The following is a 22,301-nucleotide window of genomic DNA, read 5'->3' as shown; positions in this document are numbered from 1 at the left end:
CCGGCACCTGCCTTGCAGCAGCTGTCGGGGCCGTTTTGTGGGGTGCGGCTTAGCGGATAAACCAGCGGTAAATCAGCACCATAAGGCCCACCAGAAACATGGCCATGCTCAGCTTATTGATGAAGTGCATGGTGCGCAGGTTGAAATTGGTGTGGCGCGTGGGGTCGTCTTTGCGGAAAAAATACCCGAACATCGGGCCGAAATTGAACAGGTCTTTGCGCATGAGGCAGTTGGATTCGGGTTCGGAAATATAACACCCGGGGCGCGGAAAAGATTTGCGCAACGGCCGGATAGCCGGGCAGTAGCGCGAACTTTGTAGTTCGCGCCCCCGCGCTAGCCCCGAAACAGGTTCTCGATGCGCTGCTGGTTGTTCTGGCTGATGATTTTGCGGCGCACTTTGAGCGTGGGCGTCAGCTCGCCCGACTCTACGCTCCAGAGGGCGGGCAGCAGCTCGATTTTCTTGATCTGCTCCCACTGCGCGAAGGCGGCGTTGGTTTGCTGCACCAGCTGCTCGTAGAGTTGGCGCACCTGGGCGTGGGCGGCCAGGGCGGCGTCGGAGAGGTCGGCGGGGAGCTGGTGCTGCCGGGCCCAGGCGCGCAGCTCGGTGAAGGCGGGCACCAGCAGGGCGGCGGCATACTTTTCGCCCTCGCCCAGCACCATCACCTGCTCCACCAGCGGCGACTCCGACAGCTTCGACTCCAGCGGCTGCGGGGCCACATACTTGCCATTGGAGGTCTTGAACATCTCCTTTTTGCGGTCCGTGATTTTAAGGAAGCGGCCCTGCACCATTTCGCCAATGTCGCCGGTGTGCAGCCAGCCCTCGGCGTCGATGACTTCGGCCGTGAGGTCGGGGCGGTTGTAGTAGCCCTGCATCACGGAGGGCGAGCGGGTGAGGATTTCGCCGTCGGCGGCAATTTTCACTTCCACGCCCGGCAGCACCGGCCCCACGGCCCCAATGAGGTTGCCCTCGGGCACGGGCTGGCTGGCAGCAATAACGGGCGAGGTTTCCGTCATGCCGTAGCCCTCCATCACCCGGATACCGGCCGCCCAGAACACCCGCGCCAGCCGCGGCTGCAATGCCCCGCCCCCGCTCACGATGTAGCGCACCTGCCCGCCCATGGCCGCCCGCCACTTGCTGAATACCAGCTTGTTGGCCAGCGCCAGCTGGGCGTTGTACCACGCGCCCTGATCTTTCTGAGTGTCGTAGCGCAACCCCAGGTCGAGGGCCCAGAAGAACAGCTTGCGTTTGAGGCCGGTGAGCTGCTGGCCGGTGGCCACAATCTTGTCGTAGATTTTTTCGAGCAGGCGGGGCACCGTGGTGAATACGTGCGGCTGCACCTCGCGCAGGTTGTCGGCAATGCGCTCCACGCTTTCAGCGTAGTAGATGCTGAAGCCCAGCTGCAGGTACAAAAACGTGGCGGTGCGCTCGAAAATATGGCTCAGGGGCAGAAAGCTGAGGGTTTTGTGGCCCGGGGCCAGCGGCAGGTAGCTCAGCAGGTTCTGGCAGTTGAACAGGATGTTGCGGTGGCTTAGCATCACGCCCTTGGGCCGGCCGGTGGTACCGGAGGTGTAGATGAGCGTGAGCAGGTCGTCGGGCTGCACGGCAGCTTTCAGGGATTCCAGCGCGGCCACATCGGCGGCGGCACCCAGGGCCAGCAGGTCGGCGAAGGAGCGGTGGCCGGGCGTGGGCTCGAAGGTGAGGATGTGTTCGGGGCCGTGTGGCAGCCCGGCCACGGCCTCCTGCACCCGGGCCAGCAGCTTCTCGCCCTCCACCAGCACCACGCGCACGCCGGCATCCTGGAAAATGTGGCGGTAATCTTCCACCGTGATGGTGGGATACATGGGTACGCTCACGGCCCCGAGCTGGGCAATGCCCATATCGGCCACCACCCACTCGGGGCGGTTGGGGCAGATGATGGCCACTTTATCGGCGGCCCGCACGCCCAGGGCGCGCAACCCTAGGCTGGCCTGGTTGCTCATTTCCTGCACCTTGGCGGCACTCAGCGGCTGCCACTGGTCGTCCTTTTTCTCCACCAGGCAATCGGCCTCGGGGGTGGTGTGGGCCAGGTGAGCCAGGAGGTCGAAGGTGCGGGAAAACGTCATGGGAGAAGCGTGGGGAAAGCTGCCGAAACTGCGGCAATCCGCAAAAATAGGCCGCTTCCGAGTGGCAATGGCGGCACGCCATAATTTTATCAAGCCACGGGCAGCCGGGCGGTGTAGAGACGTGGCACTTCGCGTCTTGGCCTTTCACGAAAGGAAACGCACCGGTCGTTCAACGACGCGACACTTCGCGTCTCGTCGTTGAACGACCGGTATTACGCAGATCAAACAACCTCAGCAACGACGAGACGCGAAGTGTCGCGTCTCTACATCCAACATCGGCCCGCATGATGCTTCGGCGACGCTGCCTAGCGTTCTGTTACTTTGCACGCTCCACCCTCGTGCCCTGTTTATGAAGCCTCTGCTCCTGCTACCGCTGCTGCTCACCACTTCGGCGGCCTTCGCCCAAACCAAGACGACCGCCGAAACCGAAGCCGTGCAGCAAATCATCCGTCGGTTTTTCGACGGCATGCGCCGCGGCGACAGTGCCACCGTGCGCGCCACGCTGGCCCCGGGCGCCGTGTTCCACACCCTCGCTACCAAAAACGGCCAGACGCAGCTGCGCCCCGAAAACCCCTCGGAGTTCGTGAAAGCCGTGGGCACGCCGCACCCGGAGGTGTGGGATGAGCGCATCACGTTCGAAAAAGTGCTCATCGACGCCAATCTGGCCAGCGTCTGGACGCCCTACCAGTTCTACCGGGGCAGCACCTTCAGCCACTGCGGCTACAACTCGTTTCAGTTGGTGAAGTTGACCGAGGGCTGGCGCATCGCCCACGTCATCGATACGCGGCGCAAGGAGCCGTGCAGGTAGGAACGGTGTAGAGACGCGACACTTCGCGTCTCCCCCATTGAACGGTCGGAACCGCGCCGACAGCACGATGTAGTAGAGACGCAATATTTTGCGTCTTCGCGTTGAACGGCCGGAACCGCGCCGACAGCACGATGTAGAGACGCGACACTTCGCGTCTCCCCGTTGAATGGCCGGAACCGTACCGCCAGGTAAACAACATCAGCAACGACGAGACGCGAAGTGTCGCGTCTCTACACCATACGTCTCGTCGTTGAACGACCAGAACTGACCCCATAAACAACGTCAGCAACGATGAGACGCAAGATATTGCGTCTCTACCCTTTTGCCGCGGCCACGATGTCGGGTACTTCCAGGATGGGTTTAGAGTAGCCGCGCTGGGCTACGTGCAGCATGGCTTGGCCCAGCTCCACCAGCGTGGAGGCGAACTTGGGGGCCACGCCCCGCACCACGGGGTATAGCCAGCCGAAATACTTGTAGTACGACAGCGCGTGCCGCTGGCCGGGGGTGGCGCGCAGGAAGCCGGGGCGGAACATGAACGCCTGCCGGAAGCCCAACTGCCGCAGCTCGTTCTCGGTTTCGCCCTTCACGCGGGCCCACATCTGGCGGCTGCGCAGCGTGTTGTCGGTGCCGGAGCCCGAGACGTAGCAAAACGTGAGGTCGGGGCCGTTATGGGCCAGCAGGGTGCGGGCGAAGTGCAGGGTCAGGTCGTAGGTGAGGCGGCGGTACTCCGGCTCCTGCATCCCCACCGACGACACGCCCAGGCAGAAAAAGCAGGCATTGTAGCCCCGCAGCTGGTCGGCAATGGGCGTGAGGTTCTGGAAATCCTCGTGCAGCAGCTCCCGCAGCTTGGGGTGCTGGTGCCCGCTGGGCCGCCGGCTGATGCTGAGCACCTGCTCCACCTCGGGGTTACTCAGACACTCCAGCAGCACCCCTTCTCCCACCATGCCGGTCGTGCCGGTCAGGATTACGCGTAGTTTCATGAAGGTGAGGACGGATATGCGGCGCGGATGTTTTACGACTCGTCGGGACTCCAATAGCCGGTAAACTCCGCGCCCATGTACGCGGCTGCTGCATAAGCGTCTACCGGATAGTCCTCCACAAACTGGGTGTTCCAGAAAAACTGGCCCAGCGTGCAATTAAGCTTGATAAAGAACTTGCGCGGGTCTTCGGCTTCCTCTTCCCAGAAGTAGTCGTGAAACAGGTAGCCTACCTGCGAATCCCGGATATCCAGCGCAATGGGGTCACCATTCAACCCACTGCCTACCAACAGCAAATCGGCCCGTAGAGCACGTTGGAAATCATCTTCCCAATCCAGTTTCTTTCTCAGGCCGTTCACCTGGTCAAAATGCACCTCCCATACTGTCAGGTCGGTGTCAAAGGAGAATTCCGCTAAAAACAGTTGCACCTCCTCCGAAACGCCCCACTGCCGGAGCAGCTCGGCGTTTTCGGGGCGCAACGGCTCCCGGTGCTTCTTTCCGTTGATACCAGCCGCATCCAGTGCCGCCTGCATTTTTTGTATATCCATCATCAGGATGCAAAAAACGGAATTGAACCGTACAGCTCAATCCCGTTTCCATCAGGTTATTCTCTCAACTACCCCGCCATCGGCTCTTCCAGCAGCTCTTTTTCCAGCCAGCGGCCGTCTTCGCGCATGAGCTCAATGAGCTCGTCCACGGCGCGTTCTTCGGGTACGGCTTTCTTTATGACTTCCTGGCCGCGGTAGAGAGCAATTTTGCCCTTGCCCACGCCCACGTAGCCGTAGTCGGCGTCGGCCATTTCGCCGGGACCGTTCACGATGCAGCCCATGATGCCGATTTTCACGCCCTTCAGGTGGTCGGTGCGCTTGCGGATCATGGCAGTGGTTTCCTGCAGATCGAACAGGGTACGGCCGCAGCTGGGGCAACTGATGTACTCGGTTTTACTCATGCGCGTGCGGGCCGCCTGCAGGATGCCGAAGCTGAGCTGGTTGAGCTGGTCCAGCGTAGTCAGCCACTCTTCTTTCGGGCGCTCCGGCAGCAGCTCGGTGCTCAGCAGCACCCCGTCGCCGAGGCCGTCGAGGAGCAGGCCACCCACGTCGGTGGCGGCGTAGAGCTGGGTTTGCTCGGGCGTGAGGGCCGGGTACTGGCGCTGGATGATGACGGGGTTGGGCACCGCGTGGTTCAGCAGCTCGAAAAACGCCCGGCGGATTTCGGGCATGGCGTGGGCGTTATCGGTGCGCAGAAGCAGGACGGCCGTGGCATCGTCGCGCAGCTGCACCAGCATGGCGGGCATCAGCGAATCGAGGGTCTGGCGCACGAAGTTCAGCTCGGGGTGGCGGGCTCCGGCGGTGGCGTACTCGGCTGAAGTGAGTACCGGGTAGTGGTCGGCGCGCTGGCCGGCGTCGAGCCAGGCGGCGTAGTCCACCACTTCCCGGAGGCCGTTGGGCAGCATGAACGGCACAGGGCGCTGGCCGCTGTAGAGGTAGTCGGCCCCGAGGTCATTCATCTGAAACTTGTCGAGGAAGGCCGAATACAAATGGCCCACGGCGCGCAAATCGGCATACTCCACCGACGAGAGCCGGGAAATATCCACCAGCACCCGGGGCACGTTCTGCCCGCCCAGGTTCAGCACCTCCCGCGTCGCGCGGCGGTGGTATTGGAAGGGGTCTATCGGTAATGAGTAATTAGGAATTAGGAATGAAGAATTGGCGGGCGCAGCGGATGCGGGCGTGGCAGCAGCGGCCTCGTTTTCAATTACTAATTGCTCATTACTAATTACTAATTCCTTGATTGGCTTGGCTTCCTGCGCCCGGTTGGTGTACCGGTCAATGAGGGCTTTGGCTACCGGGGCTTCGGCTTCGGGGGCTTCGGTAAGGGATACGCGTACGGTGTCGCCGAGGCCGTCTTCGAGCAGCGTGCCGATGCCCACGGCGCTTTTGATGCGGCCGTCTTCGGCCTCGCCGGCTTCCGTGACGCCCAGGTGCAGCGGGTAGGGCTGCAGGCCTTCTTCGTCGAGCTTCTGCACCAGCAGGCGGTAGGCCTGCACCATCACCTGGGTGTTGCTGGCCTTCATGCTCAGCACCACGTCGTAGTAGTTTTCCTCCTCGCAGAGGCGCAGAAACTCCAGCGCCGACTCCACCATGCCCAGCGGCGTATCACCATATCGGCTCAGAATGCGGTCCGAGAGGGAGCCGTGGTTGGTGCCGATGCGCATGGCCGTGCCGTACTGCTTACAGATCTGGACCAGCGGGCGGAACCGCTCCCGGATGCGGTCCACCTCGGCGGCGTAGCTGCTGTCGGTATACTCAATGACGTCGAATTTCTTTTTATCGGCGTAGTTGCCGGGGTTCACGCGCACTTTCTCCACGATGCGGGCGGCCAGCTCGGCGGCGTTGGGCGTGAAGTGGATGTCGGCAATGAGCGGCACCGAGCAGCCCCGCTTGCGCAGTTCCTTCTTGATTTCCAGCAGGTTCTGGGCCTCCTTCACGCTGGGGGCCGTGATGCGCACGTACTCGCAGCCGGCTTCCACCATGCGCAGCGTCTGCTCCACCGAGCCCAGCGTGTCCATAGTGTCCACGGTGGTCATGCTCTGCACCCGGATGGGGTTGAGCCCGCCCATCGGCAGGTCGCCGATTTTCACTTCTCGGGAGAGGCGGCGCTTATATTCGGTGAGGCTGGGGCAATAAGTCGTATTCATAAACCCGGTTGGGAGGCGTTTTTTCTCAGGGAATAACAAAGGTACGCAAGGTTTGTACTCCGCAGATAAGCAGAACTACGGCGCATCCGGCAACTTCCGGCCGGCTTCCGCTGTCTTTCCGGCAAATCCCTTTCCCGTAAACATGAACCGATTAAAATTCATTGTCCTATTGGCCGGGCTGCTCCTGACCACGGCCGCCCAGGCCCAGCAGGTGCAGGTAATCAAGCTGCCCGAGCTGCAGAAGCGTCTCGCGCGCCCCACCGACACAACCTACGTGGTGAATTTCTGGGCCACCTGGTGTGGGCCCTGCGTAAAGGAGCTGCCTCATTTCGACAAGCTCACGACCACGTATAAAAACCAGAAAGTGAAGGTGCTGCTGGTAAGTATGGATTACGCATCCCAACTGGACAAGAAGGTAAAGCCCTTCGTGGCGAAAAACGCCCTGAAATCGGAGGTGGTGCTGCTCAACGAAACCGACCCCAACACTTACTTAACCCAGATTGACCCCAAGTGGACCGGCTCCCTGCCCTTCACCCTGCTACTCAACAACACCCGTCGCAAACGGGTAACTTTCGAGCAGGAATTCACTACCGAGGAGCTGCAAAAGCAGCTGCAGGCATTTATGAAGTAATCCGTTTTCACTCTCATCTTCGCTCCAATGAAAAAGCTCCTTCCATTCCTGGCTTCCCTTCTGGTGCTGGCTTTCAGCAGCTTCATCATGCTGCGCCCCGTGGCCGATGCGGGCTACCAGGTGGGCGACAAAGCCGCCGACTTCAAGCTAAAAAACGTGGACGGCAAACTGGTATCCCTGGCCGATAACAAGGCCGCCAGAGGCTACATAGTGGTGTTTACCTGCAACACCTGCCCCTACGCTAAGGCCTACGAGCAGCGCATCATCGACTTGAATACTAAGTACGCACCACAGGGCTACCCAGTGGTGGCCATCAACCCTAACGACGCGGCCACCGTACCCGGCGACTCATTTGCCGAAATGCAGAAGCGAGCCAGGGAGAAGAAGTATGCCTTCCCCTATCTCCAGGATGAAACCCAGCAGGTAGCCCACCAGTTTGGCGCCACCCGCACACCCCACCTATACGTGCTCACCCGCCAGGGCAACAGCTTCGTGGTGAGCTACATCGGGGCCATTGATGACAACTCGGAGGATGCCAAGCTGGTGAAAACCAAATACCTGGAAAACGCCATGACCGAGCTGGTGGCTGGCAAGCCCGCTTCCGTCAGCTCCACCAAAGCCATCGGCTGCACCATCAAATGGAAGAAAGCCTAGCGTGTATCATCATTCGTTTTCCCGCAAAAAAGCCCGCTTTGTAGCGGGCTTTTTTGCGGGAAAACAAAAGCGTCAGGCCGACTGTCCGGCCCGGCGGAATACATCTTCCAGTGTATCGGTCCGGACCCCGGGCGTTTCATCAACAGCGGCCTTAACCATTGCCTGAGCGACAATGCGGGCATGGATGGGCCGGTAGGCGTGCAGCAGCGGAATAGTACCGGCGGCGGTGGCCAGCAACAGCCCCAGCCGTTCGCCCAGCCGCGGCGCAGCGCGGTTACCGGCCAGAATACCGGGCTGCAAAATGCGGATGCGCCGGAACGGCAGGCGTTTAATGTCCCGCTCCAGCTCGCCCTTCATGCGGCTGTAGAACACCAGCGCGTCCGGCTCAGCATTGGCCGCTGAAATGAGCACGTAGGTTGGCACCCCGTTTTCGGCGGCAGCCTGAGCAGCCTGAAACTGATACGTATAATCTACTTTATACTGCGCCTTTTGTCCGCCGGCCTGACGCAGGGTAGTACCCAGGGAGGAAAACAGCACGTCGCCGGTGAGCAGGTGGTTCCAACCGCGGGGCTGGTCAAAGTCCACCAGATGCTCTTCCAGTTTGGGATTCTGGTAGCCGGTTGGGCGTCGGGTAAAGACTTTCAGACTGGTAAACCGGTCATCGAGCAGCAGCTGGCGCAACAGGTAGTCGCCCACCAGGCCGGTAGCCCCGATAAGAAGTGCTGAATACATAAACAGGTGTGGTAGGGCAGAAAGAACAGGGAGCTGCCCGACGGGCAGACACTCCGTACAACCACTAAAGACGCCTTTCGTTGGTTACTGTTGTGCCTGAGGAGGAAAAAATCTGTCCTTTTTTGGGAATATTGTACTTCAACCACTTTCCCCGCGTGGTCAGGCAGCTCAGTTGGCTACTGTAAGTACGATTTTGCCGATGTGGGTACTGCTCTCCAGCAACCGATGGGCTTCGGCGGCCTGCGCCAGCGGCAGGGTAGCGTGCAGTACCGGCCGCACGGCCCCGCTGGCCAGCAGCGGCCAGACGTGCCGTTCCACCTCCAGGGCCAGGGCCGCCTTAAATCCGGCGGAGCGCGGCCGCAGGGTGCTACCGGTGATGGTGAGCCGGCGTGCCATGATATCCAGCGCGTTGAACTCAGCGGGGCCGCCGCGCATGGCGTTAATGAACACCAACCGGCCATCTTCGCGCAGTAGGCGCAGGTTTTTGGCAGTGTAGTCGCCGCCTACCATATCCAGCACCACATCTGCTCCGCCAGTGTCGGCCAGCACCGCTTCGAAGTCCGCTTCCTTGTAGTTGATGACGGTATCGGCCCCGAGCGCATGAACAGCAGCGGCTTTCTCCGGACTACCAACCGTGGCGGCTACGCGGCTGCCCAGGGCGTGGGCCAGCTGCACGGCCGTAACACCGATACCACTACTGCCACCATGTACCAGCAGGGTTTCGTCGGGCTGGAGCTGGCCCCGCTGAAACACGTTGTGCCACACGGTAAACACTGTTTCGGGCAGACTGGCGGCTTCGGGCAATGTCCAGCCGGCGGGCACGGGCAGGCAATGCCGGGCATCCGCTACGGCGTACTCGGCGTAGCCGCCCTGGGCCAGCAGCGCACAGACCGCGTCGCCAGGGTGCCAGCGCATAACCTCCGCGCCGCACTGCACTACCGTACCGGCTATTTCCAGGCCCGGAATCAGGCCGGACACGTCGCCGCTGCCCCGGTATTTGCCCTGGCGCAGCAGTACATCGGGGCGGTTTACACCGGCTGCCGCCACCCGGATCAGGACCTCGTGGGCAGCCGGAACAGGCATTGTGGCGGATTGTATTTCCAGTACTTCCGGCCCGCCGGGCGTACGGATGATAATTGCGTTCATAAGCAGCAAAAAAGATAAAAGCGTTGCAACAACATGCGCAAGCAGCCCACGTAAACAACGGGTACTTACTACGTACGAGCGGCTCGCCGGATTACCTTCAGCCACCGAAAGCGGGTAAGTTTCTGATTAGATGATGACACCGTTTCCGCGCCTGCCCGATTTCGTACGTACAGCCGGCCAGTTTGCCGGCCTGAAAGCCTGGCAGACGGGTCGGCTGTTCCGCAAGGTGGCCAGCACCGCGCTCGACTCGGTGCAGGAGGTGCTGCGGGCTGAGGTGGAAAAAGGCAACGTGCGACAGGTACGGGAATTTCTGCTGGGCAAAGCCCTGCCGACGGCCCGGGCGCTGCTGCTGGAACGGATGGCCACCCGCCTACTGCTACGCATTGGTCTGCGGGGGGCGTTGGCATCCAGCGTAGTCGGCTGGGTGCTGCCGGTGGTAGTGGAACAGCTGTTGAAAGTGGCCCGCAAGTCGGGGCTGTTCGACAGGCTACGGTCAACCGCTACGGTGCAGGATACGCTTACCCGCCTGGAGGAGCTGAAGCAGGCCACCTGGAAACGCCTCGTTCCCGACCACGGCACCGGCGCCGAAGTACTGCCCGATGATACCCCGCTGCCCCAGCAGCTTTCGGCTTAAATCGGCCCTAAACCCGGTTTAAACGCAAAAAATTCCCCTGCCGAATTTTATTCATTTTTATTGATTTTGAAGCTCTACCGTACAATCCAGCCTCTGAAAGAGAGCCGTAAGTGGGCGCAGATGAAACAAACTCCTGCCCCATTGCCGGGCGGAAAGATAGCCTTTCCGCCGGCCCGGACAGCCCTACGCGACCTATACCGAGCTGCCCGTCACCTGCCTTCCACCGACCCATATGGCCCCGCTCGCCTGGCCCGCATTGCCGACCAAACGGAGTACTTCCTGCAGGAGTGGCCCCTACCCGACTGGCCCGAGGCGCTGCACTCCGGCCAGCCTCTGCCGGACCGCCACGTACTGCTGAGCTGGGTACTTACCGCCCGGCGTGAGATTACCCAAGCCGGCACCGCGCCCGGCACCGCATGGCCTTACGCCCGCTGGCATCAGATTACCACAACGCTGCTGGCGGCGCTGGTGCCATTTGCCTAGGCTTTCCTGCCAAACTGCCTGCGTGCATGAGGCTTCTTACCGCAACGCTCCGGCCTCTGGCCGGGGCGTTGCAGGTTTCAGTAGCGTTTCGGTTATTCGGATTTCTGCGCCGTTGAGCAGCCCGCCGGTTTTCCTGCTTTTCTATTACTAAACAGTCACCTCCTGCATGACCAATTATCGTCCCGATGCGCGTACGCTGGTCATGCTGCGCCGGGAGGCCGAGGAGGCACGCATGTCCCGGATGGCGCATAATGCCCGCTGGGTGAACCGGGCGGCCGTGGTATTCTGCGTGGTACTGGCCCTGGACTGGGCCTTACCCCTGCAGCAGTTTCCCGATGAGCCCATTCTGGAGCGGCGGCCGGTTTCCATTGGGGCCACGCTTTCCAACCCCCAGATGGCGTACCGCATCCTGACGCCCCACACCAGCTTTCGGCTGCACACGCGCCAGGCCTTTCGGGTGCAGGATGCCCACACCGTCACGGTATGGCGCACGCCGCTGCTGCAGGTGGTGCGGCTCGTGAAGGCCCCAACCGTAGCCGCCGGCCGGGAGCCTTTTTCGCCTTATGGGGGCGGCGTCTATAACTCGGCCGTGGCGGCGTTTCCTGTTATGCTGCTGCTAGTGGCCAGCCTGGGTCTGCTGTTACCCTTTTCGGCCGAAACCCGCCTAAACACGTCCGTAGTCAGTGGCTTGCTGTGGCTGGTTACCCTGGCTGTGATGCTGCTGTTCTGAACAGGCGGCGCCTTGTGACAAGCAGCAGAAAGCAGGCATAAAAAAAAGCCGTCCCCACCCGGGAACGACTTTCTTCTTTGAATACACTCTTATGCACTCTAACCGCACATATCAACTTTATGGGGGCCTTTTTGGGGGCCGGTGATTCGCCAGCCTGGATCTGGATGCTGTACCATGGCGCGCTTATCTCCTACTCGGTAGGTGAAGTGATACCAGCGGCCGTGTACCCTACGCCACCTGGTGTAAAAGCGCGGCGACGGAGCGGCGACTTGCTTGCTTGGCGTGGTCACCTGACTCACGCGGGTCTGCTGCTTGGCAGCAGCACTGGCGGAGTCTGGCACCGGCGAGGCCCGGTACTGCTGATAAAAGTACTCGACCGGCACGGAGGGTACCGACGGCGGGGCCGGCCGGTTGCAGGCGGTGGCCAGCAAGAGAGCGAAGCTGCCAAGCAGCAGCACAAGGAAGTTTCTCATAAACTGAGGGGTTGGTTTTTGGTTGATTAAAGCCCAAAACTCCCCCTCAGCCCGGCTGGCAAAAAGGACACTAATCCTTACTCTCCACGGCTTTTTTGTAGCGCTTCACCGTCGCCAGGGGCAGGCCGGTGAGTTTGGTAATGGCACCCGCACTAGTGTGCCCGGACTTTATGGCCATGCTCACCTGCTCAAGACGCTTGGGGTCAAGGCCGGCCCGGCGGCCCATGTGGGTGCCGGCAGTTTTGGCCAGCTCACGGCCGTGGTCCTGCCGCTCCCGGTTTATCTCCCGGTCATATTCGGCCAGCACGGCAAATACTCCGACCATCATCTTGCCGGCGGGCGTGGCCGTGTCCACTCCCAGATCGAGCGACACGAAGCGTACCTGCTGCTCGGCAAACCGGGCAATCAGCTCCAGCACGTGGCGGGTGTTACGGCCGAGCCGGTTCAATCGGGCGACCTTCACCGTATCACCCGGCCGCAGCTGCTGCAGGAGTTTATCCAGCTCGGGGCGGCTGGTGGTCGTGCCACTCATCTTCTCCACAAACAGCTGGTCGCAGCCAGCAGCCATCAGCTGCTCGACCTGCGTGTCGGGGTTCTGGTCTTTGGCAGAAACCCGGGCGTATCCGAAAATCATAGTAAACGGCTCATTAAGTACGGCTCACGAAGATAATACCGTGAGCCGACTTAATGAGCCATTATTTCCCCGTGCGCCCACCTTAGCTCGGGCTGGCTCACTTAGGTGTACCTTTTTGAGCCACCTCGTGCATACGTCTGCAACCCGGTTTGCCCACACTGGCAATATGCCGTAGTTTTGGACTGGCGAAACGCTCCGGTGACGTGTTTTCGGCAACGAGCAATTAGTAAGCGTGTTCCTATACCTGCCCGGCTTTCGCCACCCCAACATATACGTCCCTTATTCCCCTGTATGAACAAAACCTTTTCTCCTATCCTTTTCGCTAGTGCGCTGGTGCTGGCCGCGACAAGTGCTCACGCCCAGTCCTCCTTCCGGATCGGCCCCAAAGTGGGCATCAACCAATCGTTCGGCCGTTTCGAGTATCCCGGTAACGACTACCTGAAGGTTACCAACTCCTCCCGTAGTGGAGCAGAGGCAGGCTTGGTGGCGCAGGTTGGTCTAGGCACCCACTGGTCCGTACAGCCAGCGGTGCTGTACTCGCAGAAAGGCTTTTCTTTTGACGAAGATGCCTACGACGCGCCTTACGACTACACCTATCACGGGGAGTACGAGTTCCGCTTCAATTACTTGGCCGTGCCCCTTAACGTGATGTACAGCTCGCAGGAGGGCGGTCAGGGCCTGCAGGTGTTCGCCGGCCCGTACGTGGGTTTCCTACTGGGTGGCAAGTATAAGTCTGCGCAAAACGGCCGGTACGGGAACGGCGCTACCCGCGGCGGCTCCGGTGAGGGAGATGTGGAGGCCGGCGATACGTACAAGAATGGCCCTAAGGACCCGTACGTTTCCCAAGGCCTTGACGTGGGCCTGCAAGGGGGCCTGGGCTACGGCTTTGGCAACGGTCTGCAAATGCAGCTCGGCTACAGCCAGGGCCTGCGTGAACTCGGGGCCAAGTACGAGGCCGGTCGCACCAATGCGAAACCGCCGACTTACCGCAGCCACGCCTTCCAGTTCTCGGTAGCTTATTTGTTTGGCTCCAATAAGTAAGGCAGTAGGAATGTCTGTCCAGCGAATACTCAGTTTCTGGATATGAACGACTGTCCAGAAAAGGATATCAACAACGCCCCCGAAAACTACGTTTTTGGGGGCGTTGTCAATGCTGGTCATACCGTCCGTAAACCATCCGTTTTTTGGACAGCAGCTGCAATATCTCCGGCTGTTCCTTCTGCAAAAATTCTGCACAAAAAGCAGGAAGTCATTGTAACTTGCAGGACCCGTAGTGGGCCTTTTTTCATTATTCCTCTTTTCCTACGCAATATGCGTCAATCTTTACTATTGCTTGGAGCCTCGATGCTCCTCACCATTGCGGCCCATGGGCAAAGCATCGACGCACAGAAAGTCACCTTTGACTATGTGCGTTTACCCTTGGTTCCACTGCCAGCCAGTACCAAATCCTTCTCGCCGGAAGTTGTGTTACGCTACCAGAACGCAGTGGAACAGCAGAAAGCTGACCACGTTGCTGCCGTAGCGGAGGCCAAGGCCAAAGCAGAGAAAGACAAGCTGGACTATAAGGCCATGTCTTTAAAGGACAAAGCGCTCAACCGCATTCTACTCGATGAGCGTAAGCCGGGTGAGGCCGTTATTCCGCCGGCCAACTACACAGCCCAAGTGTACGATAGCAAGACGCTGGCTTCGACTTATGTCACCATCAGTGGCTTGCAGCGGGCACAGGGTACTGATGGAGATCTGCGCGTAACTGTGAGCTTGGATGGCTTCACCCTGGGACCCACGACATCTGTTATGATGCGCGATGGCAAGAAGGTTGATCCCAACCTATCCCCGGGCCCAGGACTGAAGCAAGCTTATGAAGTATCCTACAAGTCCCCCGTTTCTGTTAAAGTAACGACCAAAGACGGCACGGTGCTTTCTGACGAATTGCTCGAATCTTCTACCTCCTACACGACAGTTGCTACGCAGGAATATGGTAGCGCCAACCAGCCCACCTTTTTGCGCCAGTTGGATGAGGACATCACGAAGACCAATATGAAGCAGGTGGCCGAGTATCTGGACAGCAAATTTGGCCAGCGCTCTATCACGCGTAGCACTGCTATCTGGGTTGTGACTGACAAGAAAATCAACTACGACGAGTATCCTCAGGCTTACATGAAAGCTTTGATGGGCTACAAAATATTAGCTGATGCCAGCCGTGCAACCGACGCAAAAAAGCATCTCAGCGAGAGCGTAGCGCTCTGGGAGAAGGCTTTGACCGAATCTAATCCGAAGGACAAGAAGGCGCGTATTGACGAAAAAGTAACTGCTGCTACTCTCCTCAACGACGCCGAAGCGAATCTATGGATGAATAACTTTGATGAAGCGGAGATGCTGTTGGCCCGCCTCAAGCTGCTTGATATTTCCCGCTACAATACGGCAGCCAAAGAGTTAGAAAAGCTAGTGCAGGATCAACGTACTCGCTTTACTGCAAACAAGAAGAGCTAAGTTTGGTCAATAAGATGATACACAAAGAAGCCTCGACCTGATGGTCGGGGCTTCTTTGTGTATCATCTTATTGACCTCAGCAAGTATATTCCTACCGGACTTCGGCCGCCTTCCGGGTGGCTTCCCGCTCCTCCAGCGTTTGCTCCAGACCGTAGACGTCGAGCACCACGTTTACCTCCCGGGCCCACTGCTCCACGTCGGCCAGGCGCAAGTCCAGGCGGCCGAGCACAGCCAGCAGCTGCAGCTGCGTTTCCGTAGCGGCGGCCCCGGTGCCGGCGGCCGGCGGGGCCACGTCGGCCGAGGTGGCCCCGCCCTCGCGGTACCCGCGCAGGCGCTTCTGCTCCAGGAACTCCTCGACCTGCACCACCTGCGGATCGGCGCGCATCCACTCGGGAATCACGTACTCATTCTCGTGCACCACGCCGGCCACTGGGTAGCCGTCCTGATCCAGAAGCTTGCCGTTTGGCGCGACACTCATGCGGTTCATGTCGAGCAGGTTCTTGCCCCCACTAGCCAGCGTGCGCCCGCCTTCCCGGAAGCCCATGATTTTGGCCGTAGCCGCTGCCGCCCCGGCCGTGGCCAGCGCGTTGGTGCCGATGGTGTAGGCCACGCCCAGCGGCACAGTGAACGGCGGAGCCATGGCCGAAATTTTCGCGCCGGCTTCTGCATTAGCGGCCCACTGCTTCGGTAAGCTCATGCCGATTTCCGCAATGGCAATGGCTTTTTGCGCCGCCTGAGCGGCTTTATAGAGCACGTTCTTTTTACCCAGCACCTCGCCCAGGGTCGCCACGTCGGCGGCACTGATGGCTTTTTTGGCAAACGCCAGAACCTGCTCGAACTTGCTCTGCTCCTCCTCCAGCTTGCGTTTTTTACCGACATAGTCCGCATCCTGACTGATTTTGTCGGCCAGTAGCTTCTTGTATTCCGTGGAGCCCTCCCCATACTTCTGCCGCGCAAACTCCAGCTCCCGCTCCATGGCGGCCACCTTCACGGCGTGCACCGCATCCTGGTAGGCCTGCTCATCGAGCACGCCGTTGGCCAGCTTCAGCTGCAGCTCAGCCAGCCGCACCTCATCGTCGGCCTGGGCCTGGGCCAGTTTCTTATCCAGCCCCTCTTGCCGACGCTTTTCCGACTCGGCGTCGAACTTGGCCTGCAGCTCGCGCAGGCTCAGGTCCCGCTCCTCCACGATGGCGCGCACCCGCTCAGCATAATCCAGCTCCTTGCCGGTGAGGCCGGCTGCTTTCTTATCCGCCTCATCAAACAGCTTCTGCCGCTGCTGTTCGCGGCGCTGCATCTCGTCGCTCAGCTCACGCCCGGCCAGCTGCTCACGCAGCACCAGGCGCGAATCCAGCAGCGCCCCTTCCTCCGCCACCCACTTTTTGGTCGCATCCAGCCGGGCCTGGTCCTGTTTCTTCTGCGCCGCCAGTTCCTTTTTATGCGCTGCCTCCTGCGCACGCGTCGCGGCAGCGGCAGCTTTGTCCACTTTCGCGGCGGCGGCAGCCTGCAAGCTATTTTCTCCCTCCTCGCCATTCGTGGCAGGTAGCGCACCGGCACCGGTTGCCGTGGCAGTGGTTTCCACCTGCACTTTACGCACGATGCGCTTATCCTTGGAGGAAACGTAGCCCTTGTAAAAGCTGTCGGCCGCCCCGATGCCACCCCGGTAGGCTACCTCACCCAGACCATCGAACGTCTGCTTCAGGCCCTGCTTGATTTTCTCCGTATCGAGTGTGAATATACCCACCAGCAGGTTGCCCACGCCCTTCAGCGAGTCCCACGCGGCTTGCCCAACCTCCTTAAATACCTGCACAAAGCCGCCTACTACGCCCCGGAACAAGCTGCTCTTATTGTATAGCTCCACGAAACTGTCGCTCATGGCGTTCCACAAGCCCACACTGGCCCGCAGCGGGGCCAGCAGCAGCGTGAACAAGCCAATCAGCAGGTTGGCCACCAAGCCCACCGAGTCGCCCTTATCCGACACCAGCCCCAGGCTCTCGGCAATATCGTAGAGGTTGCTGTACAGGTGCGTGCCCTCCTGCCACAACTCCACGAAGATGTCGCGCACGGGCTGGGTACGCTCCCAGAGCCGGCCCAGCCAGTCGGTGGCCCGATTCAGCCCCTCCACCACGAAGCCCCCAATAGTTTCCTTGGTATCGGCAAAATTCATCCGGAGCGAGGCCAGACCACCGCCGGCGGTGCGGGCTGCCTCGGCCGAGCCCCCAAACTCCTTGTTCAGTTCCGCCAGAATAATCCGCTGCGCGCCGGCCGTGTCGCCGGTGGCCACCAGCTGCTCGATAACTTTCTTCTGCTCTTCCGTGAACGACACGCCCACCCGGCTCAGGGCCGTAATACCCTTAATCGGTTCATTCAGAGCCTTTCCAACCTGGATACTGGCCCCTTTCAGGTCAGCCGGCCCGTCGCCTGCCATCTTCTGGGCCAGGTCCTGAATGGCCGGCATGGCCTCCTGGAACACCCCGTTTTTGATGTTGGTGAACGTGAGCAGCAGCGAGGCCGAGGCCTTGGTGTCATCGTCGTCAAACAGCGTCACGCCCATGCGCGCCGTAGCCAGGGCCTCGATTTCCTCTTTGGCGATGCCGGCCGAGTTGGCCGTGGACTTGAGCGTAGCTTCCAGCTGCGCCCCGGCCTGCGCGCTGGCCTCGAAGTCTTCCTTGGCGCCGCCCAGGAACTCGAAGGCCTTGCCGGCCAGCTCCAGCACGCCGCCCCCGGTGAGCACGCCCAGGGCGCTGGCCATGCTCTGCTTAAAAAAGCTGCCATTACTGGCCGCCCCACCCAACTCCTTTTTCACGCCCTCGATCCGTCCCTGCAGCGCCTGGTAGTCGCTCAGCATTTTGGCGCGGTTCGGGTCGTCGCCGCTCATCTCGTGCAGCTCACGCTCCAGCTGCTGCGCCGCCCGCTTCATGTCGTTGAACGTGGCCTCCACTTTCTGGCCATTCAGCACCACTTCGCGGTTTTCGGCCACCAGCTTGCTCTGCGCCGCAGCCAGTTCCTCGGTGGTCTGAATAACCGTGCGCTGGGCCGTGCGCGCCTCGTTAATGCGCGCCGTGAGCCGGGCAAAGTCCTGCTGCAAGGCCGCCCGACCGGGGTCGTCAGCGGCCATTTTGGCCAGCTGACTATTCATAATGCCGGCGGCGGCCGACATATCCCGGATGCTGGCGTTGGCCTGCTGGGCATCCAGCAGGATACGTACTTTCCGTTCTTCGCTATTTTCAGCCATCGAAATCGTCTCTTAAAAATTTACTACCACATCCTGGGCCGGCAGCGCGTCGCTGACCTGGCTGATGAGAAGGGTGCCGTGCAATTCGCTCATAAGCTCCGCGAGACGCTTGGTCTGGTAGGCCAGAGCCTTCGAGAACCACTTCTTCGCTTTCCGCTCCCGGCGCTTGAGCTGGCCCCGGCTGTTGCGCATCCGGTCGTAGCCATCGTCGCCTTTCCGAATGCCTTGGCCCATACCCCGGCCCACGCCCATATCCACGAACTTGCCGTATAGCGCGTAGCTCAGTTGCAACTGCAGCCGGCCACTGGCGGCTCCCACCACCTGCTTGCGGAAGCTGGCCATGAGCGCGCCGGTCTGCTTGATGCGCAGCTGGCGTATGTTGCGGATAAAGGCCTCCACCGTAAAATCCAGCCACTTGGTGGCCATTTCCAGCTCCTGCTGGTCGAGGGTCAGGTCGGTCATCGTCTGATGGGTCGGTAGGTGAAGCGGGCAGATTCGAGGCGGCGGGCGGTGCTCACGCTTACACTCACTTTCTCCCACAGGTATTTTCGCCCCCCGACCAGCTCCTTGCGCAGCGGGTCGAGGCTGAGCAGGTCGGCCACCCGGAATACCATGGTGCGCTCCTCGCGGCCGGCCCGGTCCAGGAAATCCAGCCAGGCCTGGTAGCTCACCGCGTACAGGCCATCGGAGCCGGGCCAATAGAGCCCCGGCAGCCCGCCGCCCGGACTGGCGCTGGTGGCCAGCGGGTAGGTGCTGCCCTGGTAGGTGCGCAGCCCCCGGTCGTAGAGCAGGCGCAGGCCAGCGCGGCTGTCCTCGCCCGCCTCGAAGGCCGGCGAGGCCCCCTTGGCCAGCACCGCCGGCACCAGGCGTTTCGAGTTGTCGCTCTTATCGAGCACCCCCAGCAGGTGCAGCGTGCCGGCCACGGTATCAATACTGGTTTTGCCGTTGCCAACCCGCAGCTGCGCCCAGCTGGTGTCGCGGGTTTTATTCAGTTCCTCATCCTCCAGGCTCATTTTCAGCAGGAAGCCGCCGTACTCGGCCGGCACGCTGCGGGCCGGGCCACCGGTGCGCTCCACGTAGGCGTCCTCGGCCACCACGTCGCGCAGGCGCACGATGCGCACCTCGGGCCGCACCGGGTGGAAGTCGAAGCCCAGGCCGAAGAGTTTCTGCAGCGCCACCAGCAGCTCGCCTACGCCCAGATCCGGCACGTGCGCGTTCAGGGCAAAGTCGGCCGGCAGTATGGGTACGGTCGCCGGCGCGGGTGGTAGTACCTCCACGGCCCGGTCGGAGTAGCACACCAGGTCGGCCGCGTCGGTGAGCCACTCGCCTGAAACCCGATACCCAAGCGCCCCAAACACCCGCTCCAGCAGCGGGACGAGCCGCAGAAACGGCACAAGCGGAAACCGCCAGGTGCCGCCGGCGTTGAGCCGGTAGGCCCCATTCCGGTAGTCGTTAAGGAACCCAGCGCCAGTGCTAAAGCTGTCGTTTTTGGTATAGAACTGCGGATTATGGTGCATCGGCAGCGCGTAGAGTTCCGCGTCCGGACGCAGCTCCAGGGCGGCGCGGCCGAGGTCAAGCTGGCGCAGGGTGCGGCCGTCGATGCGGGCCTGCAAGTCGGCGGCGCCGGCGGCGAAGGTGTAGTTCCAGACCCGCTTCTGCTCGTCGCAGTCCTTGTACACCAGGCTGCCCTGGCGCCAGAGCACGCCATCCAGCACCAGGCCGTAGAGCTCCGGGGCAATCCGCTCGCCCTGGGCCGCCCGCACGTGCGGAAAGTTGAGGGCCCGCAGATTATTCGGCGTCCAGGGGATGACAAACGTGTAACTGGTGGTGCCGGGTACCGCGTCGAACTTGAAGAGCGGGTTCTGAATTTCCAGGCTGATGGTGGTGCCGGCGGCCAGATCCAGGCCGCCGGCACCGTTGACGAGGGCAATCATAGCGCGCCGCTGTCAGGCCCCACGGCCGCCGTGGCAGCCGGCGGCAGGTAGGGCGTAAACTGCCGCTCGGCGGGCAGCACGAAGTCTACTTCCAGGGTCGGCACGCGCTTGCCCTCGTCCACCAGGCTGAACGTTTTGGTCTTCACGTAGCCGGCCAGCCAGCGGCCCTGGTTGAGCAGCAGCACCCGGCGGCTGAGCAGCAACTCTTGCAAGCCCAGGTGCTCAGCCCGGCCCAGGCGCACGCCCGAGGCCAGTTTCAGCACCGGTTTCAGCTCCCGCTCCAGCACGGCCGTGTCGCCCAGCAGTGGGTCGTAGTCCAGCGGCAGGTTCAGCTCTACCTGGTCGCCACTCACTTCCGCATCCTGCTGCGCCTCGCCGGTGGCCACGAACGTATTCATGCCCCCCAGTGAGTTACCGTAGAGCAGGTAGCGCACCTGCGCCGGTCGCTTCCGCTCCAGGTAGTAGCGGCGCACCTCGCTGAGCGCGTCGCCGCCCGAGTCGGTCACCTGCACCTCCCAGCCGGTGAGCTGCGCCGCCTGCGCACTAGTGAGCCGGCTGGCCAGCACCTGGGCGTAGCCAACGGCAAAGCAGTACACCTCGTAGCGCAGCACGTCGCTGAGCTGCGCGGCCACGAACGCGGCGCTGGTGCCGTCGGCGAAGCGGGCGCGCACGGCGCAGCGGATTTCGTCGGTGGCGCTCAGGGCCTGGAAATACAGGAATTCGGGCTGGTCGGCCAGCACCCACTTGTCGTTGGCGTCCCAGCTCAGGAAAGGTTTTACCTGCGGCTGGTAGGAGTCGAACCAGGTGCGGGCTTGGGCCTCGGTGAAGCTCAGGCCCCCCAGCAGCACGTAATGCTGCTCGGCCCCGGTGCTGGTACCGGCCGTGGGCGGGTTGCCGCTGACCGGCGCGTGGCGCAGGAAAAACCGCTTGAACAGGCTGGTGGCCCGCTCCCCGACCGGGCCAGCGGGGGCCGGCACGTGGTAGGTCAGGTAGGGCGCCAGCAGCTCCTGCACCTGGAAGCTGGTGCGCCCCTGCTGGTCGGCCGGCTGCTCCAGCGCGGTACCCACGGCCGTGAACTCCTCGCTCAGGTACTGCTCCTCCACCAGCACCTGGCAGGTGAACGTGAGGCTGGGCAGCGTGGTCGGATCGGCCCGGTAGTCGTCGCCGGCGTCGAGGCGCAGCGGGATGGGGTTGCGGGAGAAATAGTAGCCCAGGCGCGAGAAGTCCACGGTGACTTCCCGCGTGCAGCCCAGCGCGTCGGTTATGACGCAGCTGTAGGTGCCACTGGCCAGGCCGGAGCGCGTGGCCAGCGTGCTGCCATCGTCCCACAAAAAAGTAAAGGGCGCGGTGCCGCCACTGGGCACGAGCGTAAGCTGGCCGTCGCGGCGCTCCACCAGCACGTCGATGCGCGCGTTCTGGCCCACCGGCAGCGTGACGGTACACGCGGCCCCGGTGGCCTCCTCCGTAACGGTCACGTGGTAGGTGCCGGCCGCCACCAGGCCCCGGGCCAGCGTGGTGGTGCCATCGTCCCAGAGGTAGGTGTACGGCCCGGGCACGGTGCCGCCCACGGTCAACTGCAACTCGCCGGTACTGGCCCCGAAACAGATGGTGCGCAGCTGCGTGAGGTCCAGGATCAGGGTGCGCACGCCGGCGTTGCCGTCGTGGAAAAAGCCCACGGTGGTGGCCACCGGGTCGAGGAAGCTCGGCAGGCTGAAGACCAGCTCCCCCAGCGGCTTGCTGAAATCCTCGGGCGGGGCCTCGCCCACGCTCTGGTCCACCGTCCAACTGGCGGACTGCGGAAACGGGGTGTAGACCACCGTGCGCGAGACGGTATCGAACTCCCAGGCCTCCGCGCCCAGGTAGTAGCCGTAGGCCTGATCATTCTCCCGGTCGCCCCAGGTGCCGTTCTGCGACCAGAGTTGCTTTAAAAGTACACGCATGG

Annotated in this window: 21 protein-coding genes; 8 read left to right on the top strand and 13 right to left on the bottom strand. The window is 61.7% G+C overall.

The genetic code is table 11. The features are described 5' to 3' along the window. Positions 1 to 49: 49 nt before the first annotated feature. Together EI293_RS22085 and EI293_RS09500 are read right to left on the bottom strand one after the other, a co-directional pair. Positions 50 to 223 (bottom strand): DUF6728 family protein, encoded by a 174-nt coding sequence (locus tag EI293_RS22085; RefSeq protein ID WP_170170322.1) that lies wholly within the window; start codon positions 221 to 223, stop codon positions 50 to 52. A gap of 110 nt (positions 224 to 333) precedes the next feature. Further along, complete coding sequence (locus EI293_RS09500; RefSeq protein ID WP_125436910.1) at positions 334 to 2,103, bottom strand: AMP-dependent synthetase/ligase; 1,770 nt, start codon at positions 2,101 to 2,103, stop codon at positions 334 to 336. A gap of 349 nt (positions 2,104 to 2,452) precedes the next feature. Between EI293_RS09500 and EI293_RS09495 the strand changes: the two genes are divergently transcribed. Further along, positions 2,453 to 2,911, top strand: a complete 459-nt coding sequence (locus tag EI293_RS09495) for a nuclear transport factor 2 family protein (protein WP_125436908.1) — start codon at positions 2,453 to 2,455, stop codon at positions 2,909 to 2,911. A 314-nt stretch (positions 2,912 to 3,225) separates the two neighbouring features. On the opposite strand, the gene EI293_RS09490 is transcribed toward EI293_RS09495, so the two are convergent. From EI293_RS09490 to ispG, 3 genes are all read right to left on the bottom strand, one after another. After that, positions 3,226 to 3,891, bottom strand: a complete 666-nt coding sequence (locus EI293_RS09490; protein ID WP_125436906.1) for a Rossmann-fold NAD(P)-binding domain-containing protein — start codon at positions 3,889 to 3,891, stop codon at positions 3,226 to 3,228. 32 nt (positions 3,892 to 3,923) lie between these two features. Next, positions 3,924 to 4,439, bottom strand: a complete 516-nt coding sequence (locus EI293_RS09485) for a hypothetical protein (RefSeq protein ID WP_125436904.1) — start codon at positions 4,437 to 4,439, stop codon at positions 3,924 to 3,926. Between the two features lie 65 nt (positions 4,440 to 4,504). Further along, a complete protein-coding gene (gene ispG, locus EI293_RS09480; RefSeq protein ID WP_125436902.1) occupies positions 4,505 to 6,586 on the bottom strand; it encodes a (E)-4-hydroxy-3-methylbut-2-enyl-diphosphate synthase in 2,082 nt (693 codons plus the stop codon). 142 nt (positions 6,587 to 6,728) lie between these two features. Here ispG and EI293_RS09475 point away from each other — a divergent pair, with 142 nt between their 5' ends. Further along, the gene (locus tag EI293_RS09475) at positions 6,729 to 7,217 is read left to right on the top strand and encodes a TlpA disulfide reductase family protein (RefSeq protein WP_125436900.1); all 489 of its coding nucleotides are present in this window, start codon (positions 6,729 to 6,731) and stop codon (positions 7,215 to 7,217) included. A gap of 27 nt (positions 7,218 to 7,244) precedes the next feature. Then, on the top strand, positions 7,245 to 7,871 hold the full coding sequence (locus EI293_RS09470; RefSeq protein WP_125436898.1) for a thioredoxin family protein: 627 nt from the start codon (positions 7,245 to 7,247) through the stop codon (positions 7,869 to 7,871). 72 nt (positions 7,872 to 7,943) lie between these two features. On the opposite strand, the gene EI293_RS09465 is transcribed toward EI293_RS09470, so the two are convergent. Then, complete coding sequence (locus EI293_RS09465; protein ID WP_125436896.1) at positions 7,944 to 8,603, bottom strand: Rossmann-fold NAD(P)-binding domain-containing protein; 660 nt, start codon at positions 8,601 to 8,603, stop codon at positions 7,944 to 7,946. 168 nt (positions 8,604 to 8,771) lie between these two features. Next, positions 8,772 to 9,749 (bottom strand): NAD(P)H-quinone oxidoreductase, encoded by a 978-nt coding sequence (locus tag EI293_RS09460; protein ID WP_125436894.1) that lies wholly within the window; start codon positions 9,747 to 9,749, stop codon positions 8,772 to 8,774. Positions 9,750 to 9,879: 130 nt separating this feature from the next. Here EI293_RS09460 and EI293_RS09455 point away from each other — a divergent pair, with 130 nt between their 5' ends. The 3 genes from EI293_RS09455 (at position 9,880) to EI293_RS09445 (ending at position 11,596) form a co-directional block, all read left to right on the top strand. Beyond that, the gene (locus EI293_RS09455) at positions 9,880 to 10,383 is read left to right on the top strand and encodes a hypothetical protein (RefSeq protein ID WP_125436892.1); all 504 of its coding nucleotides are present in this window, start codon (positions 9,880 to 9,882) and stop codon (positions 10,381 to 10,383) included. A gap of 120 nt (positions 10,384 to 10,503) precedes the next feature. Continuing rightward, on the top strand, positions 10,504 to 10,866 hold the full coding sequence (locus EI293_RS09450; protein WP_125436890.1) for a hypothetical protein: 363 nt from the start codon (positions 10,504 to 10,506) through the stop codon (positions 10,864 to 10,866). A 166-nt stretch (positions 10,867 to 11,032) separates the two neighbouring features. Beyond that, positions 11,033 to 11,596, top strand: coding sequence for a hypothetical protein (locus tag EI293_RS09445; protein ID WP_125436888.1), 564 nt, complete (start codon positions 11,033 to 11,035; stop codon positions 11,594 to 11,596). A 98-nt stretch (positions 11,597 to 11,694) separates the two neighbouring features. Here EI293_RS09445 and EI293_RS09440 read toward each other — a convergent pair whose 3' ends face one another. Both EI293_RS09440 and EI293_RS09435 read right to left on the bottom strand, forming a co-directional pair. After that, positions 11,695 to 12,069 (bottom strand): hypothetical protein, encoded by a 375-nt coding sequence (locus EI293_RS09440; protein ID WP_125436886.1) that lies wholly within the window; start codon positions 12,067 to 12,069, stop codon positions 11,695 to 11,697. Between the two features lie 70 nt (positions 12,070 to 12,139). Beyond that, on the bottom strand, positions 12,140 to 12,703 hold the full coding sequence (locus EI293_RS09435) for a recombinase family protein (RefSeq protein ID WP_125436884.1): 564 nt from the start codon (positions 12,701 to 12,703) through the stop codon (positions 12,140 to 12,142). Positions 12,704 to 12,994: 291 nt separating this feature from the next. Here EI293_RS09435 and EI293_RS09430 point away from each other — a divergent pair, with 291 nt between their 5' ends. Then, the gene (locus EI293_RS09430) at positions 12,995 to 13,744 is read left to right on the top strand and encodes a porin family protein (RefSeq protein ID WP_125436882.1); all 750 of its coding nucleotides are present in this window, start codon (positions 12,995 to 12,997) and stop codon (positions 13,742 to 13,744) included. A 42-nt stretch (positions 13,745 to 13,786) separates the two neighbouring features. Further along, positions 13,787 to 15,193 carry a hypothetical protein gene (locus EI293_RS09425; RefSeq protein ID WP_125436880.1) on the top strand — a complete coding sequence of 469 codons (1,407 nt, stop codon included), beginning with the start codon at positions 13,787 to 13,789 and terminating at the stop codon, positions 15,191 to 15,193. A 91-nt stretch (positions 15,194 to 15,284) separates the two neighbouring features. On the opposite strand, the gene EI293_RS09420 is transcribed toward EI293_RS09425, so the two are convergent. The 4 genes from EI293_RS09420 to EI293_RS09405 are packed head-to-tail and all read right to left on the bottom strand — an operon-like array spanning position 15,285 to position 22,299. Further along, positions 15,285 to 18,425 carry a hypothetical protein gene (locus EI293_RS09420; RefSeq protein ID WP_125436878.1) on the bottom strand — a complete coding sequence of 1,047 codons (3,141 nt, stop codon included), beginning with the start codon at positions 18,423 to 18,425 and terminating at the stop codon, positions 15,285 to 15,287. Positions 18,426 to 18,437: 12 nt separating this feature from the next. Beyond that, positions 18,438 to 18,887: a hypothetical protein gene (locus tag EI293_RS09415; RefSeq protein WP_125436876.1), complete on the bottom strand. Its 450-nt coding sequence runs from the start codon at positions 18,885 to 18,887 to the stop codon at positions 18,438 to 18,440. Continuing rightward, positions 18,884 to 20,359 (bottom strand): hypothetical protein, encoded by a 1,476-nt coding sequence (locus tag EI293_RS09410; RefSeq protein ID WP_125436874.1) that lies wholly within the window; start codon positions 20,357 to 20,359, stop codon positions 18,884 to 18,886. Before EI293_RS09410 ends, EI293_RS09415 begins: the two co-directional genes overlap by 4 nt. After that, on the bottom strand, positions 20,356 to 22,299 hold the full coding sequence (locus EI293_RS09405) for a SprB repeat-containing protein (protein WP_125436872.1): 1,944 nt from the start codon (positions 22,297 to 22,299) through the stop codon (positions 20,356 to 20,358). The genes EI293_RS09410 and EI293_RS09405 overlap by 4 nt, the downstream gene beginning before the upstream one ends. Positions 22,300 to 22,301: the final 2 nt, after the last annotated feature.

This window comes from Hymenobacter perfusus (genome assembly GCF_003944765.1).
Taxonomy (GTDB): Bacteria; Bacteroidota; Bacteroidia; order Cytophagales; family Hymenobacteraceae; genus Hymenobacter; species Hymenobacter perfusus.
The sequence above is the reverse complement of the archived record's forward strand: the minus strand, read 5'-3'. Positions and strand labels throughout refer to the sequence as shown.

Coding starts and splice junctions, on each gene's coding strand:
- EI293_RS09475 (WP_125436900.1), top strand. CDS start 6,729: ATGAACCGATTAAAATTCATTGTCCTATTGGCCGGGCTGCTCCTGACC.
- EI293_RS09415 (WP_125436876.1), bottom strand. CDS start 18,887: ATGACCGACCTGACCCTCGACCAGCAGGAGCTGGAAATGGCCACCAAG.
- ispG (WP_125436902.1), bottom strand. CDS start 6,586: ATGAATACGACTTATTGCCCCAGCCTCACCGAATATAAGCGCCGCCTC.
- EI293_RS09410 (WP_125436874.1), bottom strand. CDS start 20,359: ATGATTGCCCTCGTCAACGGTGCCGGCGGCCTGGATCTGGCCGCCGGC.
- EI293_RS09500 (WP_125436910.1), bottom strand. CDS start 2,103: ATGACGTTTTCCCGCACCTTCGACCTCCTGGCTCACCTGGCCCACACC.
- EI293_RS09465 (WP_125436896.1), bottom strand. CDS start 8,603: ATGTATTCAGCACTTCTTATCGGGGCTACCGGCCTGGTGGGCGACTAC.
- EI293_RS09430 (WP_125436882.1), top strand. CDS start 12,995: ATGAACAAAACCTTTTCTCCTATCCTTTTCGCTAGTGCGCTGGTGCTG.
- EI293_RS09490 (WP_125436906.1), bottom strand. CDS start 3,891: ATGAAACTACGCGTAATCCTGACCGGCACGACCGGCATGGTGGGAGAA.
- EI293_RS09460 (WP_125436894.1), bottom strand. CDS start 9,749: ATGAACGCAATTATCATCCGTACGCCCGGCGGGCCGGAAGTACTGGAA.
- EI293_RS09445 (WP_125436888.1), top strand. CDS start 11,033: ATGACCAATTATCGTCCCGATGCGCGTACGCTGGTCATGCTGCGCCGG.
- EI293_RS09455 (WP_125436892.1), top strand. CDS start 9,880: ATGATGACACCGTTTCCGCGCCTGCCCGATTTCGTACGTACAGCCGGC.
- EI293_RS09450 (WP_125436890.1), top strand. CDS start 10,504: ATGAAACAAACTCCTGCCCCATTGCCGGGCGGAAAGATAGCCTTTCCG.
- EI293_RS09435 (WP_125436884.1), bottom strand. CDS start 12,703: ATGATTTTCGGATACGCCCGGGTTTCTGCCAAAGACCAGAACCCCGAC.
- EI293_RS09420 (WP_125436878.1), bottom strand. CDS start 18,425: ATGGCTGAAAATAGCGAAGAACGGAAAGTACGTATCCTGCTGGATGCC.
- EI293_RS22085 (WP_170170322.1), bottom strand. CDS start 223: ATGCGCAAAGACCTGTTCAATTTCGGCCCGATGTTCGGGTATTTTTTC.
- EI293_RS09425 (WP_125436880.1), top strand. CDS start 13,787: ATGAACGACTGTCCAGAAAAGGATATCAACAACGCCCCCGAAAACTAC.
- EI293_RS09485 (WP_125436904.1), bottom strand. CDS start 4,439: ATGATGGATATACAAAAAATGCAGGCGGCACTGGATGCGGCTGGTATC.
- EI293_RS09495 (WP_125436908.1), top strand. CDS start 2,453: ATGAAGCCTCTGCTCCTGCTACCGCTGCTGCTCACCACTTCGGCGGCC.
- EI293_RS09470 (WP_125436898.1), top strand. CDS start 7,245: ATGAAAAAGCTCCTTCCATTCCTGGCTTCCCTTCTGGTGCTGGCTTTC.
- EI293_RS09440 (WP_125436886.1), bottom strand. CDS start 12,069: ATGAGAAACTTCCTTGTGCTGCTGCTTGGCAGCTTCGCTCTCTTGCTG.
- EI293_RS09405 (WP_125436872.1), bottom strand. CDS start 22,299: ATGCGTGTACTTTTAAAGCAACTCTGGTCGCAGAACGGCACCTGGGGC.